This is a genomic window from uncultured Bacteroides sp. (assembly GCF_910586915.1).
In the GTDB taxonomy this organism is placed as follows: domain Bacteria; phylum Bacteroidota; class Bacteroidia; order Bacteroidales; family Bacteroidaceae; genus Bacteroides.
Map to the genome: position 1 here is coordinate 1 of NZ_CAJULN010000059.1, position 14,474 is coordinate 14,474.

Consider the following 14,474-nt stretch of genomic DNA (forward strand, 5'->3'; position numbering starts at 1 on the left):
TAGTTTGCAATTTATTGATAATCAAGCATACATTAGTTAGTGCAACAAATGTGAAAAAGGCAAAGACGAACAAGTCCCTGACGTGTTCCAGCCGCTCGGAAACCATTTTCTTTTTAAGGATGATTTTTATTTCGTCCTCTGTCAGATAACCCCTGTCCACTTTCTCCAGCCGGATTTTGTAGCTGGCGAACGGGTCGCCCACCAGTATGCCGTTGTTGCGGGCAATGATGATGATGCGCTTGAAGAACTGCATGAACTTGGCGGTGGTGTTGTAGCCGCACTTGCAGGCGGTACGCAAATACAACTCAAAATCGGTAATGAACATCGGGCTTATCTCCTTTATGGATATGTCCGATACGTTGTACTTGCTGCGGATGAACTCGGCGAGGTGGCGGCGGGTCACTTCATACTTGCGGTAGGTCGCTATCGTCTTGGATATGCCCACAAGCTGCTTCACATCGTCATTATGCTTTTGGAACAACGAAAGGATTGTTTCGTGGCTCTCGCTATGACCTAAAAACTCGTTCTTCACTTTCTCGGCGGTCACATAGTTGTCACGCCGCTGCATTTCGTGGTAAATGGTGTTCAGGGAAGAACGTATGTCGTCCAAAAGGGCGTTTATCCTCCCGGCATCCCTGCCTTTGGCTTTGCCCGCAGCCGTGTTCCAGTTGTCGGGCTGGATGCTCTGTTTCGTACTGAACTGGCAAAGTTTGCCGTCTATGGTGATGCGTGCCATAATCATAACCTCGCCGTTTTTCTTTTCAGAACCTTTCTTCAAATAAAAAAGAACCTTGAATGTCGATTTCATAACTCACTTTTTTAGTTGCAAAATTAATTTTTACCTCTCGTTTTCGAGTTATGCAGACTATGGACTAATCAAGTCATTATCAGGTCATTTGAGGACAAATCGTTACCGTTTTTGTCCGGCAGGGAATAGGTAACGATTTAGTAACGAAACTTTGTCTTTTACCGTACTTTTGAAGTCTTGGAAGCTGGACTTTCGGGCAATAAAAAAAGCCACAAATCATTGATTTGTAGCTTTTTGTCCGTTTACTGACCATTTCTGTCCAGTAAGTTCAGCGGAGAGACAGGGATTCGAACCCCGGGTACCTCGCAGTACAACGGTTTTCAAGACCGCCGCAATCGACCACTCTGCCACCTCTCCAAAACTCCTTTATCAGAAGTGCTTTCCGTTGAAAGCGGTGCAAAGGTACGAAGTTTTTTTTAACTTGCAATAGTTTGCACGAAAAAAGCGAAAAAGATTTCCTAAGGATAGTAACAGAGAAGTATTTTATGTTGAAAAGCATAAAATGCAGCATATTTATGCTGATTATATGAAAAATGATTGTAACTTTGTACGCTCTAAAGAGAAAGACAACTACAACCTCTAATTTTATCATTTTATGGAATTAAATAAAATCTTTAATGATGGTCTTTGGAGCAGCGAAATCAACGTCAGAGATTTCGTAAGTCATAACATCACTCCGTACTACGGAGACGCTTCTTTCCTCGAAGGCCCTACCGAACGTACAAAAGCTGTATGGAACCGCTGCTTGGAAGCATTGGCAGAAGAAAGAGCAAACAACGGCGTACGCTCGCTCGATCATGTTACCGTATCCACTATTACTTCCCACAAAGCCGGATATATCGACAAAGAAAACGAACTGATTGTCGGTCTGCAAACAGACGAACTGTTGAAACGTGCTATCAAGCCTTTCGGCGGTATCAATGTAGTAAGCAAAGCCTGCCATGAAAACGGAGTGGAAGTAGACGACCGCGTAAAAGACATATTCACTCACTACCGCAAGACACACAACGACGGTGTATTTGATGTATATACCGAAGAAATACGCTCGTTCCGCTCATTAGGATTCCTCACCGGACTGCCCGACAACTATGCCCGCGGCCGTATCATCGGTGACTACCGCCGTATGGCTCTTTATGGTATCGACCGCCTGATTGAAGCCAAAAAAGAAGACCTGCGCAACCTGACAGGCCCAATGACCGAAGCATGCATCCGCCTGCGCGAAGAAGTGGCCGAACAAATCAAAGCCCTGAAAGAAATGAAAGTGATGGGCGAATACTACGGACTCGACCTGAGCCGTCCTGCCTACACAGCACAGGAAGCTGTTCAATGGGTATATATGGCCTATCTTGCCGCCGTTAAAGAACAAGACGGAGCAGCCATGTCATTAGGAAACGTTTCTTCGTTCCTGGATATTTACATGGAATATGAACTGAGCAAAGGAACCATCACCGAATCTTTCGCACAGGAACTTATCGACCAATTCGTTATCAAACTGCGCATGGTACGCCACCTGCGTATGCAATCCTACAACGATATCTTTGCCGGCGACCCGACTTGGGTAACCGAATCTCTCGGCGGACGTCTCAACGACGGACGTACCAAAGTGACAAAGACCTCTTTCCGCTTCCTGCAAACGCTGTACAACCTCGGTCCGTCGCCGGAACCGAACCTGACCGTACTCTGGAGCCCGGAACTGCCGGAAGGTTTCAAAGATTTCTGTGCAAAGGTATCTATCGACACCTCTTCTATCCAATACGAAAACGACGACCTGATGCGCGAAGTGCGTCAATCGGACGACTACGGAATCGCCTGCTGCGTATCTTACCAAGAAATCGGAAAACAAATCCAGTTCTTCGGCGCACGCTGCAACCTGGCTAAAGCCCTGCTGCTCGCCATCAACGGCGGACGTTGCGAAAACACCGGTACAGTGATGGTGAAAAACATCCCCGTGCTGACCAGCGACACACTGAACTTCGAAGAAGTAATGACCAACTATAAGAAGGTGCTGACTGAAATCGCCCGTGTTTACAACGAAGCGATGAACATCATCCACTATATGCACGACAAGTATTACTACGAAAAAGCACAGATGGCTCTCGTAGATACCAACCCGCGCATCAACCTTGCTTACGGTGTAGCCGGACTTTCCATTGCGCTCGACTCTCTGTCGGCTATCAAATATGCGAAAGTTACCGCCCGCCGCAACGATATCGGTCTGACGGAAGGCTTCGACATCGAAGGCGAATTCCCCTGCTTCGGAAACGACAATGACAAAGTAGACCACTTAGGCGTTGACTTAGTATATTTCTTCAGCGAAGAATTGAAGAAGCTCCCGGTTTACAAGAATGCTCGTCCTACCCTCTCACTGCTGACGATTACTTCCAACGTAATGTACGGCAAAAAGACCGGTGCTACTCCCGACGGACGCGCCAAAGGTGTTGCATTCGCTCCGGGTGCCAACCCGATGCACGGACGCGACAAGAACGGTGCCATTGCCTCTTTGAGTTCAGTAGCGAAACTGCGCTACCGCGACTCGCAGGATGGTATCAGTAACACTTTCTCCATCGTTCCGAAATCATTGGGAGCTACCGAAGAAGACCGCATCGAAAACCTCGTGACCATGATGGACGGTTACTTTACAAAAGGTGCTCACCACCTGAACGTAAATGTTCTGAACCGCGATATGCTTTACGATGCAATGGAACATCCGGAGAAATATCCGCAACTTACTATCCGTGTTTCCGGTTATGCCGTAAACTTCGTGAAGTTGAGCCGCGAGCATCAATTGGAAGTTATCAGCCGCAGCTTCCACGAACGTATGTAATCTATCTACTCTATATGACGATAAACGTACATTCATACGAAAGTATGGGAACATTCGACGGGCCGGGCTTACGGCTCGTCGTTTTTCTTCAAGGTTGCAATTTCCGTTGCCTGTATTGTGCCAATCCCGACACGATAGCCGGCAAAGGCGGTACGCCCACCCCGCCGGAAGAGATTGTCCGTATGGCCGTGAGCCAGCGCCCATTCTTCGGAAAACGCGGTGGGGTCACTTTCTCGGGTGGAGAACCTACGTTTCAAGCCAAAGCGCTTGTCCCGCTGGTTCGTGAACTGAAAGAAAAAGATATTCATGTCTGCATCGATAGCAACGGTGGACTATGGAATGAAGATGTGGAAGAACTCTTCAAACTGACCGACCTCGTATTGCTTGACATCAAAGAGTTCAATCTCACCCGCCATCAGGCATTGACCGGAAGAAGCAACGAACAGACCATCCGCACGGCTGCATGGCTCGAAGAGAACGAGAAACCATTTTGGCTACGTTATGTGCTTGTGCCCGGATATAGTGATTTTGAAGAGGATATCCGTCGGTTGGGAGAGACTTTGGGAAAGTACAAAATGATTCAACGGGTAGAAATCTTGCCTTACCATACGTTAGGAGTACATAAATACGAAGCGATGGAACAGGAGTACAAATTAAAAGGCGTCAAAGAAAATACTCCCGAACAACTTGAGAAGGCTGAAAAAATATTTAAAGAGTATTTCACTACTGTGGTAGTCAATTAACCACTGCTATACGTTGTTTTCACCACAGAGGCCACAGAGTCTCACAGAGTTTTCTTTTTCTATCATCAATATGCAAATAGCCGATATTGGAAATGATAAAAAACTCTGTGAGACTCTGTGGCCTCTGTGGTGAATAAATAATAGAAAAGCGGAATCTTCACTAATAAGTCAGGCGAACACCGGCTTGTATATTGAAGTTAACCGGATTCTCTTTGCGTATGGTCTGTATATCCGAACCGTCGTCAAAGTAATAGGCAACGCCCGGCTCCGCATAGATACCGATATGTTTCGTTGCATTCAACTGTGCGCCTACCGCACCGGATACCGAAAATTGCAAAGGCTTCACCGTTTCCTTTTCAGAACCGAGCTTTCCATAAACACATTTCTCGGCCATACCGCCGCCGGATACATAAAGAGTGACGAGCTTCTTATCAAAGAAGTTCCAGTTGGCACGCAACGGGATACCGATATAGTGGAGTTTCTGCGCTATCTGCCGGTCGCTATCAGCCAGTTTGGCCTCCGAAGAAAGCAGCGTATAAGTCAGACCGGACTCCAGCGAGAATCCCTTGCCCAAAGTCTTACGCACCGACAATCCGAAAGATACAGGCTGATGATGTTTAATGTCGACTATCGGTTTCTCTTGACGCAGGTAAGGCACCCCGTCTTCAAAAATCAAAGTCTGGTCTTCGGGAATCTGCATCAGACCGTTTGATACAGAAAGCATACTGACACGGGACATATAAGGATAGGCTCCCGAACCGACTTCCGAAGAAGCGCCGCCCGAATTTCCCACTCCCAACCCTACCGTCCAGGTTCCTTTCCGAGAGGAGCGGTTTTGCGCCGGGATGTGATATTTGTCTCTGCCCGAAGGACGGCGCGTTCGGTTGCTCACCGCGCGCTCCGTTTCTTTCGGTTCAGTCTGAATGGCCTTTGTTTCCTCTATCGGCTGCGCATCCTTCGCAACTTTTCCGGATTCGGTATCTTCCACCGCAGGTTCGGGTTTGTCTTTCCCGAAGGATTCATCTGCCGGAGCTTTATATGCCGCCACAGTCCGTTCCGTTCTCGCCAGCCGGTCTTCACGGGCAACGGGGGGGGGCACGACAGCCTCAACGGAAGTTCCTTGCACATCCGGTTTTCTCACCTCCGGCAAAGCATCGGGCAGCGAAGCCAATGCGGGAGTTTGCGTACGACGTATCTCGTCCGCAGCAGGCGTTCCTAAGAAATACAGGCTTACTGACGAAACGACTGCCAACAGGATAACAGCCGCAGCCGCCATCATCCATTTCCGATAAGGATATATCTTCTCCTCTACAGGAGGCGTAAGTTCTTTCTCCAGGCGTTCCCAGCCGGATACAGGCAGCGGCTCGGAATAGTCCGCGAGCTTCTCCTTCCACTTATTCATCCACAATTCTTTCTCTTCCATCTCTATCTATCCGTTATGCATTATCCATTCTTTTACTTTCTTTGCCAAAGCCGTCTTTGCCCGAAACAGTTGCGAAGCCGAAGATTTCTCGTTAATCCCCAAGGCCTGAGCAATTTCTTTATGCGATTTGTCCTCAAACGTATAAAGGTTGAACACTGTGCGATATCCTGCCGGCAACTCTTCGATAAACTGCATCAGTATCTTCGGGGGAATCGCTTCCACATCGGAAACATCCGGCTCTTCGTATTCTTCGGGCAACTCCTCCAACGACGACGCCTGACTGACGACATCGTTCTTCCGAAGATGCTGCAAAGCGATGTTGACCACTACCCGCTCCATCCACGCGCGCAGAGAACCTTCGCCGCGCCAGGTGAATTTGTCGAAAGAGTCGAATATCTTTATGAAACTATCGTGCAGTAAGTCCTGGGCGGTATCCCGGTCGCCGGCATAGCGCAGGCAGATGCCAAGCATACGCCCCGCATACTGCTCATACAGTTCTTTGCGGGCGCGGTTGTTTCCTTGCCTGCATTGTTCCGACAACTCAAGTTCTTCCATTCTCTTATACACGTGTTTACCTTATAAATGCAGCAAAGATAGAAATACTGCATAGAGAGAACAACTCTTTTACCACTTTTGTTTCTTTAACAAATGTGGATGCAATATCCGGCTATCCTATGCATTTCTCAGATACAAAGCAATTATTTTTAATCCATCTAAAACCTGATTTATATATGAAGAAATTGAAATTCATCGCCTTTATCTTTGCTGTTATGACTGCAATGCCTATTTTCCAGTCATGTCTGGATGACGACAACAGTCCGTCCGACCTGCTGGTTATCAGCACCATAAATACGACAAGCGCGGACAGCAAAGAGTTTTATTTCACCTTAGACGACGGAAAAAAGATGTATCCCGGCAACGCACAAAGCTGGAGCAACGCCGACTTTGCGGACGGGCAGCGTGCCTTTGTCTTATTCAACAAACTGGAGGAGCCGATAAACGGATACGACTACAACATCCAGGTAAAACAGATAAAAGAAGTTCTTACTAAGGACATCGTCATTATGGACGAGGAAGAGAACAATGAGGAGAAAATCGGCAACGACAAGATTAACGCCACTTATATGTGGATAACTAAGGACAAGAAGTATCTGACTATCGAGTTCCAATATTATGGTACGCACCGAGAAGACAAGAAACATTTTCTGAATTTGGTTGTCAATCCTCCCACCTCCACTCCTTCCGCAGACGAGGATAGCGGAGAGGATGAGTTTATCAACCTGGAATTCCGCCACAACAGCGAAGGGGATTCTCCGCAGACTTTGGGCGAAGGGTATGTATCTTTCAAGTTGGAAGAAATCAAGGAACAGATGAAAGGAAAGAAAGGGCTGAGAATCCGTGTCAACACACTGTATGGCGGATTCAAGAGCTATGAAGTGAAATTCCCCTGACAGGGAGTTTCAAATTCGTTTCCTTTGTGTGAAACTATAGTTTCAGCCAAGAGAAACCGAAGTTTCACCGGTAAGAAACTTTAGTTTCATCAGCATTGGAACTAAAGTTTCAATAAATGGGAACTAAAGCTTCAAGCAATAGAAACTTTGGTGTCAAGCCTTGAAACTGCCAAAGCGCGACATCCGGCACGGTCTATTTTTCCGTTTCCCGTTTGCGGAATGGACGGGACGATAAAGATATGTTTGGGACGGTAGTAGGGTGCAAGCACCGAAGAGAAACTTTTTTTAAGGGATTCTGTATCCAATTCTCCCGCAACCAACAGCGTGAGTGCCTGTCCCAAACGGGGGTCGGGCACCGAAGTGACGACAAAAGCCGCAAAGACAAGCGGGCGAAGGAGTTTTTCCACTTCTTCGGCTTGTATCTTGATTCCACCGCTATTGATAATGTTATCCTTGCGCCCTGAAACAGTGAAGCTGCCGTCGGGATAGATGCGGGCGATATCATTGGTTTGCAAAACGATGTCGCAGACAAGGGGAGCTTTGATGACTAATGTGTTTTCGGGCGACAAGGAGAGTTCGACCGAATGAAAAGGATGGTAATGTTCGGACGCAGCGTCTCCATTCAGGCGGCGCAGGGCGATATGCGACAATGTCTCCGTCATGCCGTAAGTAGAATAGACAGCCGTGGGAAGGGATTGGCAATCTGCTGCCAAAGCCTCATCCACTGCCCCTCCGCCTATAATCAGAATATCCGTTTGCTTCAACCGCTCCCGCTCTTCAAGGGTATGGAGTGTGTTGTAAACCTGCAAAGGAACCATCGCCGCAAACTTCAACGGTCGGCACACATCGAAAAGAGGATGACCGGAAGCGGGACGCACTATCAGATTCAACCCCGCAACGAGGGAACGTACCACTACCATCATGGCTCCGATATAACGCAGATTCATGCACAACAAAGCGGTGTCTCCCGCTTGCAGATTGAGATACTCGCAGGTGAGACGGGCACTTTGCATCATCTGATCTTTGCGTACAGTCAGTTCTTTGGGCGTGCCTGTGGAGCCTGAAGTATGGACGGTCATGACAGGAGAATCATTGAACCACTCATTCAGGAAAAGATATAAATCCCACAGGGCCGAAGGATGGTTCTCCGCTCCTTCCGCTACCAGGCGGGCTATCTCTTCCGAGGTATAGACTGTTCCTTCCAATAGCAAACGTTGCTGTTTCCGGTCGAATATCATTGAAGATTGTCAGTTTGAATCCTTACAAAACCACAAGCAGTCTTTTCGGATTGCAAGCGGCATCTCTACGTTGTCGGTGAAAAGCTGCCCCGTTCCCAAGCCTTGAGGAAGCGGGTTGTCGAAAGTGGCACACCACTGGGCGATGGCGTTCAAGCCGATATTCGACTCCAAAGCGGAAGTAATCCACCAGCCTATCTGTCGCTTCTCCGCTTCGGCAATCCATTCGTTGCCTCCGCATATTCCACCGTGAAGGGAGGGTTTGAGAATAATATATTGCGGACGGATGGCGGAAAGCAACTTCTGTTTTTCCGACAAGCTGTTGCATCCTATCAGTTCTTCGTCCAAAGCTATCGGCAACGGCGATTCGGAGGTGAGGCGCGCCATCTCCTCCCATTGTCCGGCGCGGATAGGCTGTTCGATGGAATGCAAATCAAGTTCGGACAGGCGTTTCAGCTTCTCCATCGCTTCCGACGGAGAGAAAGCGCCGTTGGCATCTACACGCAGTTCTATTTCTTTGGCAGAAAAACGGGCACGGATATGGCGGAGCAGTGCCAGCTCTTCTTCAAAGTTGATGGCTCCGATTTTTAGTTTGATGCAACGGAATCCAGCTTCCATTTTCGTTTCTATCTGAGAAAGCATCCTGTCGAAGTTACCCATCCAGATAAGTCCGTTTATCGGAATCCCTGCTTCTCCGCGTGAGAAAGGCGTATCGTACAAGGCCCAGCTTCCCACAACCAAATGACGGATGGCAGTCTCGAGGCCAAACAGGATGGAAGGATAAGCAGCCAATGAAGCGACATCCGGTTTTCCCTGCCGTTCTTCTACGTGGCGGCAGGCTTTCAGCAGTATATCTTCGTAGTCGGGAAGGTCGTCGCAGCTCAAGGCGGGCAAAGGGGCACACTCCCCTACCCCTACCCTGCCCGGAAAGTCGGGAGAAGTGAGGTGGAGATACCAGACTTTGCGTGTGGTGTAACTACCTCGCGAAGTTCCCGCCGGTTGCTTGAAATGGAGCAACCGGGGGATGATTTCTATCTTACAGTCCATCGCCGGATGTTAAGGGAACTTGGGGTATTGTTTGAAGTTGGGCTTGCGCTTTTCGAGAAAGGCGTTCTTTCCCTCCTGTGCCTCATCTGTCAGATAATAAAGGAGAGTTGCGTCGCCTGCCAATTCCTGGATACCCGATTGCCCGTCCAGTTCGGCGTTCAGTCCGGCTTTAATCATGCGCAGTGCCAAAGGGCTGAGTTGCATCATCTCTTCCGCCCATTGCACGTACTCGTCTTCCAGTTGTTCGAGGGGGACTACTTTATTGACCAGTCCCATTTCCAGCGCTTCCTGTGCGTTGTATTTCCGGCAGAGGAACCAGATTTCGCGCGCCTTCTTCTGCCCTACCACGCGCGCCAGGTAAGAGGCACCGAAGCCTGCATCGAAGCTGCCCACGCGAGGACCCGTCTGACCGAAGATGGCATTCTCCGAAGCGATAGACAAGTCGCACACGACATGAAGCACATGACCGCCGCCGATGGCAAATCCGTTGACGGCAGCAATCACCGGTTTGGGGATGCTGCGGATTTGCTTCTGCACGTCCAGCACGCTCAGGCGGGGAACTCCGTCTTTACCGATATAGCCGCCACGTCCTTTCACGTTCTGGTCGCCGCCCGAACAGAACGCCTTGTCGCCGGCTCCGGTGATAACAATCACGTCGATGTCCGCCTCTTCGCGGCAGATACGCAAGGCATCACTCATTTCGGCAGTAGTAGTCGGAGTGAATGCATTGCGGTAACGTTCGCGGTTGATGGTGATACGGGCTATTCCGTTATAGTAATCGAAGAGAATATCGTCGTATTCTCTGATAGTTGTCCATTCTCTTGATGTTGACATAGGTTTTATTTTTGTTTTAATTGATAATAATAATTCTTCAGCATACGGGCGTCTTTGTTCTTGTTGGTAAACACTTCCAGCAGCAGCGGGTGTTCTTTCGCTTCCGGTTGCGTGAAAATCTGTATGGCTTCCGCCAGTTCGTGTTCGTTCTCAGCTTGCAGATAAAGGAAGCCGCGCTCTTCCGCCCAGCCTTTGGCGGAGGTTTTATGAACGGCTGCGATATACTTGTGCGAAGTGCCCGACATATCCAGCCCCGGCAATGTGTGGAAAATCTCCCCGCCACCATTGTTCAGCAACAGGATGCGCAGGTTGGGACGGACATGGACGTTCCACAACGCATTCATGTCGTAGAAGAAGCTCAAGTCGCCGATAGCTACGAAGTTCAGCTTATCGGAAGCCGCCGCATAACCGACAGCCGTAGAGAGCGAACCTTCAATACCGCTTGTTCCCCGGTTGCAGCAAACCTCCACCGTGGCAGGAATAGCGTACAACTGAGCGTAGCGGACCACCGAACTGTTGGCCAAATGCAAAGCGCAGGATTTCGGCAAAGACTTTACCAATGCGCCGACAGCCGCCATCTCCGAATAGGCGAATTCGGGTTCGGGGATGACTTTGCAATAGTTCTCCCACACACGGGGATATTCGGGAGTACGGTTATCGAGCAGACTCGCTATCTTCTCCAAAAACTCAAACGGATCCATCTCAATCACCGTAGTCAACGAACCGTAGAGGTCGACCACTTCGCCGTCCGGCGACACGTGCCAATGCTCTTTGGGCGGATGCTGGCGAAGGAAGTTCTTCAACCGCTTGGAGACGACGTGCCCGCCATAGGTAATCAGCAGTTCGGGCACCATCTGGTCTATCTTCTCTTCGGGGACGGCATAGATTGCCGCATCGAAGTTCTTCACCGGAAGGCCGGGTACGGTCTGATTGCCGATGTGCTCCGTCAACCAGGCGAAGTGTTTATATAATAACTTGGTATATCTCTTTTCAAACAGGTAGATGAGATTCATCTGACCGACGATAATCATCCGTTTCTGATATTTGTTGAGACGGTCGATGAGACCATTGTAATCACGGTCGTAGACGTTCAAGCCTTGATAGCGGGTGATGACACGTACTTCGGGCAACGCCTCGGTCGTAAACCGGAACAGGGGTTCGGAGATGGGGACATTGATATGCACCGGTCCTTTCCCGTGATGATTCATTTCCAGCAGAGCTTCATTTATCAGACGGTTGCAGTACCATTCGTCCTCGTCGGTATGTATCTCCGGAAGGTTGACCGACTTCTTGACAAGCGACCGGAACACGCCCGGTTGCGGCAGTGTCTGTCCGTCCATCTGCCCAATCCAGGCGGCGGGACGGTCGGCAGAGATGACCACTAAAGGAACATTCTGATAGAAGGCTTCAGCAACGGCAGGATGAAGATTGAGCAACGCTGTACCCGAAGTGCAGCAGATAGCGGCAGGTTTGCCGCCATTCAGCGTGAGTCCGATGGCGAAGTAGCCCGCGCTGCGTTCGTCCGTCACCGCATAACAGGTGAAATCGGGATGGGTGGACAACGTATGCACAAGAGGTATGTTACGGCTGCCGGGACACAACACGACCTTCGTTACCTCATGCGCCCGAAGCAGCGCAATTAATTGGAGTATGTTCTTTTTGTCAGTATACATGACGGGAAATGTTAGTGGTTAATGAATGAGTGATTTGTAAGCAGCCGTTTCATGGTTTGCAGTTTCTTTTCCGTTTCCATCCATTCGTCGTTCAGTTCTGAGGAAGCGAGTAAGCCGCCGCCGGCATAGAGCGTCAGTTGGCGGTCGTCAATATGCATACAGCGCAGGTTGACGTATAAGTCGGTCTTTCCGTCGGGGTCGAGCCAGCCGATGAAGCCGGAGTAATAGCGGCGGTCGTAACCTTCGTTGTCCTGTATGAAGCGGTAGGCTTCTTCCTTAGGCAGTCCGCAGACGGCGGGCGTAGGGTGCAGCAGTTTCAGTAGTTCGCCCAGGTCGTTGTTGTCTTTCAAGGAGAAGCGGAAGTCGGTTTTCAGATGCGACAACGCACCGGCATAGGCGGGATAAGGCCCTTTCTCGTCAGCACGGATACCCAGCGAAAGGAGTTGCCGGCGGATATAGGCTGCTACATATTCCTGTTCTTTGCGGTTCTTCTCGTCCCATACCTGCGGCAGTTGGCCGTTCTGCAAAGGCTGTGTGCCTGCCAATGCGACGGTGTGCCATTCGTCTTTCTCGCCCGACAGGATGATTTCGGGCGTACTGCCCAACCAGATACCCGTCTGAGGGGTATAACATATATATATATAGGAATGGATATAACGCTTGCAAGCGGCACGGAATACCGACGAGGGTGAGAAACCGGGCGCCTGACTGACAGTGAGCTTGCGCGAAAGCACTAATTTATCAAATGTATCGTTTCGCAAGGCACGTATGAACGTGTGAAAACAGTCGGCATAGTGTTCGGTGCAGGTAGTCCGAAAGGTCTCCTTTCCTTGCGTCTGCACGGGTTGCTCCTGTTCTCCGCTCCCATCGCCATGCATGGGAAAGGGGCGTCCGCCCTGCTCCGATTGCAGAAGCACAATGGGATATTCATCGCTCACGCGGAAGGGAGCGATGACAAATCCCCTCTGTCCGTTCAGTTCGTTGAGGTCGTAGATTAAACGGACAGTTCCCTCGTCCTGCGTTATCAGGCGAGGGACTTTTTCTCCGGGAATGCGGTAAACAGCGAAGGGCTGCTTCTGCCGGATGAATGAATCGATAACTGCCGGGGTACTTATTTCTTCGTCTATCATCTTTTTTTCATGACACTGTTGACTACCCGTACGGATGACACCAGTTTGTTGGTTGAAGTAAAGACGTCCACGTTCCAGACATGGGAAGAACGTCCTTTATGTACAATAGTCGCCACCGCCCGCACGGTATCTCCCTCGTGGGCAGAGGAGATGTGGTTTCCGCTCACTTGCATTCCTACGACGATTTCGTCGGGCTGGCAAAGAATCATCGACCCCAATCCGGCAACCGTTTCCGCCAGCGCAAGAGTGGCTCCGCCATGCAGAATACCGAAAGGTTGGCGTGTGCGGTGGTCTACGGGCATGGTTGCTTCCACGCGGTCTTCGGCAGCGTAGGTGTATTGTATTCCCAGATTCCCCATCAATGCGTAACGCGCCTGCGCATTCAACTGGTCGAGGGGGATTTCTGCTGCGCGCACTTCGGCGATAATCGCCTTTTCGACGGCAAGCGCTACTCCGTCTTCTTCGTTCGAGGCTGTCACGTAGTCGGCACAAGCCTTCACCGAGTCGAAGGAATGTCCCATTGCCACGCCCAATCCTGCCAGTTGAATCATGGTCACATCGCATACACCATCGCCAATGGCAATGACTTCTTCCCGCTTCACGTCCAACATTTCGAGCAGTGCGCCCAGCGTATTCGCCTTATCGATGGAACAGGGAACCACTTCCAGGAAGTACGGCTCGGAACGGAATACGTCCAACGCTCCGTTCAGGCGTCTCTTCCAATGTTCTTCCAAGCCGACAAGTGCTTCTTCGTCGTCGCTGACAAGCATACATTTGCAAGGGGCGAAATCAATGGCGGAGGAGAATTCGTCTTCGTGAATGAGTTGCAGATTATTCAGCCGGGCTTCTCTCAGGATGTGTTCGTTTTCGGGAGAGTCCGTGATAATCGTGTTATCGTGATACGTGAATAAGGCGAAGCCGTTCTTGCGGGCTTTCTTTTCGAGGTAAGGCAGCATTTCGGGATTGATGCGGCGTTCGAACAGTATTTCTCCATTCTGCGCATTTATAATCTGACAACCGTTATAGGAAAGGATATAACCGCCATAGTTTCCAAGTTCGAGCGCTTTGGCGAGCGGCAGCAAACCGTAAGTGGGTCGGCCGGAGGCCAGGACAACACGCACGCCCATCTGCTGGATTTTCAGCAAAGCAGCCCGCGTACGTTTACTAATTTCTTTCGCATCATTAAGCAATGTTCCGTCTACATCCAAGACTAATAATTTATACTTCATGGCTACACGATTTTGATTTTAAGTACAAAATTATATAGAAAAATCGAGTTTTTCTACACCGGCCCAATAAAAACCGA

General features: G+C 49.7%; 12 protein-coding genes and 1 tRNA gene. 3 read left to right on the forward strand and 10 right to left on the reverse strand.

Translation table 11 applies throughout. From position 1 onward, the window contains the following. Both QZ331_RS13395 and QZ331_RS13400 read right to left on the reverse strand, forming a co-directional pair. Nucleotides 1-808, reverse strand: an 808-nt coding sequence (locus QZ331_RS13395; protein ID WP_294631116.1) for a phage integrase SAM-like domain and Arm DNA-binding domain-containing protein, incomplete at its 3' end; no start/stop codon positions are given. Between the two features lie 272 nt (nt 809-1,080). Then, nucleotides 1,081-1,165: transfer RNA gene (locus QZ331_RS13400), tRNA-Ser, on the reverse strand. A 238-nt stretch (nt 1,166-1,403) separates the two neighbouring features. Here QZ331_RS13400 and pflB point away from each other — a divergent pair. Together pflB and pflA are read left to right on the forward strand one after the other, a co-directional pair. Next, on the forward strand, nt 1,404-3,632 hold the full coding sequence (pflB, locus tag QZ331_RS13405) for a formate C-acetyltransferase (RefSeq protein WP_294631118.1): 2,229 nt from the start codon (nt 1,404-1,406) through the stop codon (nt 3,630-3,632). A gap of 14 nt (nt 3,633-3,646) precedes the next feature. Beyond that, the gene (gene pflA, locus QZ331_RS13410; RefSeq protein ID WP_294631120.1) at nt 3,647-4,375 is read left to right on the forward strand and encodes a pyruvate formate-lyase-activating protein; all 729 of its coding nucleotides are present in this window, start codon (nt 3,647-3,649) and stop codon (nt 4,373-4,375) included. Between the two features lie 160 nt (nt 4,376-4,535). Here the strand turns inward: pflA and QZ331_RS13415 are convergent, their stop codons facing one another. Beyond that, complete coding sequence (locus tag QZ331_RS13415; RefSeq protein WP_294631122.1) at nt 4,536-5,798, reverse strand: outer membrane beta-barrel protein; 1,263 nt, start codon at nt 5,796-5,798, stop codon at nt 4,536-4,538. Nucleotides 5,799-5,804: 6 nt separating this feature from the next. Further along, nucleotides 5,805-6,353 (reverse strand): sigma-70 family RNA polymerase sigma factor, encoded by a 549-nt coding sequence (locus QZ331_RS13420; protein ID WP_294631124.1) that lies wholly within the window; start codon nt 6,351-6,353, stop codon nt 5,805-5,807. Nucleotides 6,354-6,529: 176 nt separating this feature from the next. Between QZ331_RS13420 and QZ331_RS13425 the strand changes: the two genes are divergently transcribed. Then, on the forward strand, nt 6,530-7,249 hold the full coding sequence (locus QZ331_RS13425; protein ID WP_294631126.1) for a NigD-like protein: 720 nt from the start codon (nt 6,530-6,532) through the stop codon (nt 7,247-7,249). Nucleotides 7,250-7,380: 131 nt separating this feature from the next. On the opposite strand, the gene QZ331_RS13430 is transcribed toward QZ331_RS13425, so the two are convergent. The 6 genes from QZ331_RS13430 to QZ331_RS13455 are packed head-to-tail and all read right to left on the reverse strand — an operon-like array spanning nt 7,381 to nt 14,397. Next, entirely contained in the window at nt 7,381-8,487 is a 1,107-nt protein-coding gene (locus tag QZ331_RS13430) for an AMP-binding protein (RefSeq protein WP_294631128.1), read from the reverse strand. Between the two features lie 9 nt (nt 8,488-8,496). Further along, nucleotides 8,497-9,531 carry an o-succinylbenzoate synthase gene (locus tag QZ331_RS13435; protein WP_294631130.1) on the reverse strand — a complete coding sequence of 345 codons (1,035 nt, stop codon included), beginning with the start codon at nt 9,529-9,531 and terminating at the stop codon, nt 8,497-8,499. Nucleotides 9,532-9,540: 9 nt separating this feature from the next. Then, nucleotides 9,541-10,365 carry a 1,4-dihydroxy-2-naphthoyl-CoA synthase gene (gene menB / locus QZ331_RS13440; RefSeq protein ID WP_294631132.1) on the reverse strand — a complete coding sequence of 275 codons (825 nt, stop codon included), beginning with the start codon at nt 10,363-10,365 and terminating at the stop codon, nt 9,541-9,543. A gap of 5 nt (nt 10,366-10,370) precedes the next feature. After that, nucleotides 10,371-12,038: a 2-succinyl-5-enolpyruvyl-6-hydroxy-3-cyclohexene-1-carboxylic-acid synthase gene (gene menD / locus QZ331_RS13445; protein ID WP_294631134.1), complete on the reverse strand. Its 1,668-nt coding sequence runs from the start codon at nt 12,036-12,038 to the stop codon at nt 10,371-10,373. Between the two features lie 11 nt (nt 12,039-12,049). Beyond that, nucleotides 12,050-13,168 carry an isochorismate synthase gene (locus QZ331_RS13450; protein ID WP_294631136.1) on the reverse strand — a complete coding sequence of 373 codons (1,119 nt, stop codon included), beginning with the start codon at nt 13,166-13,168 and terminating at the stop codon, nt 12,050-12,052. Continuing rightward, on the reverse strand, nt 13,165-14,397 hold the full coding sequence (locus QZ331_RS13455; protein WP_294631138.1) for a Cof-type HAD-IIB family hydrolase: 1,233 nt from the start codon (nt 14,395-14,397) through the stop codon (nt 13,165-13,167). The genes QZ331_RS13450 and QZ331_RS13455 overlap by 4 nt, the downstream gene beginning before the upstream one ends. Between the last annotated feature and the right edge of the window lie 77 nt (nt 14,398-14,474).

What these genes read in the sequence shown, in the direction of transcription:
- pflB (WP_294631118.1), top strand. Translation starts at nt 1,404, where the DNA reads ATGGAATTAAATAAAATCTTTAATGATGGTCTTTGGAGCAGCGAAATC.
- QZ331_RS13455 (WP_294631138.1), bottom strand. Translation starts at nt 14,397, where the DNA reads ATGAAGTATAAATTATTAGTCTTGGATGTAGACGGAACATTGCTTAAT.
- QZ331_RS13435 (WP_294631130.1), bottom strand. Translation starts at nt 9,531, where the DNA reads ATGGACTGTAAGATAGAAATCATCCCCCGGTTGCTCCATTTCAAGCAA.
- QZ331_RS13425 (WP_294631126.1), top strand. Translation starts at nt 6,530, where the DNA reads ATGAAGAAATTGAAATTCATCGCCTTTATCTTTGCTGTTATGACTGCA.
- QZ331_RS13450 (WP_294631136.1), bottom strand. Translation starts at nt 13,168, where the DNA reads ATGATAGACGAAGAAATAAGTACCCCGGCAGTTATCGATTCATTCATC.
- menD (WP_294631134.1), bottom strand. Translation starts at nt 12,038, where the DNA reads ATGTATACTGACAAAAAGAACATACTCCAATTAATTGCGCTGCTTCGG.
- QZ331_RS13415 (WP_294631122.1), bottom strand. Translation starts at nt 5,798, where the DNA reads ATGGAAGAGAAAGAATTGTGGATGAATAAGTGGAAGGAGAAGCTCGCG.
- QZ331_RS13420 (WP_294631124.1), bottom strand. Translation starts at nt 6,353, where the DNA reads ATGGAAGAACTTGAGTTGTCGGAACAATGCAGGCAAGGAAACAACCGC.
- pflA (WP_294631120.1), top strand. Translation starts at nt 3,647, where the DNA reads ATGACGATAAACGTACATTCATACGAAAGTATGGGAACATTCGACGGG.
- menB (WP_294631132.1), bottom strand. Translation starts at nt 10,365, where the DNA reads ATGTCAACATCAAGAGAATGGACAACTATCAGAGAATACGACGATATT.
- QZ331_RS13430 (WP_294631128.1), bottom strand. Translation starts at nt 8,487, where the DNA reads ATGATATTCGACCGGAAACAGCAACGTTTGCTATTGGAAGGAACAGTC.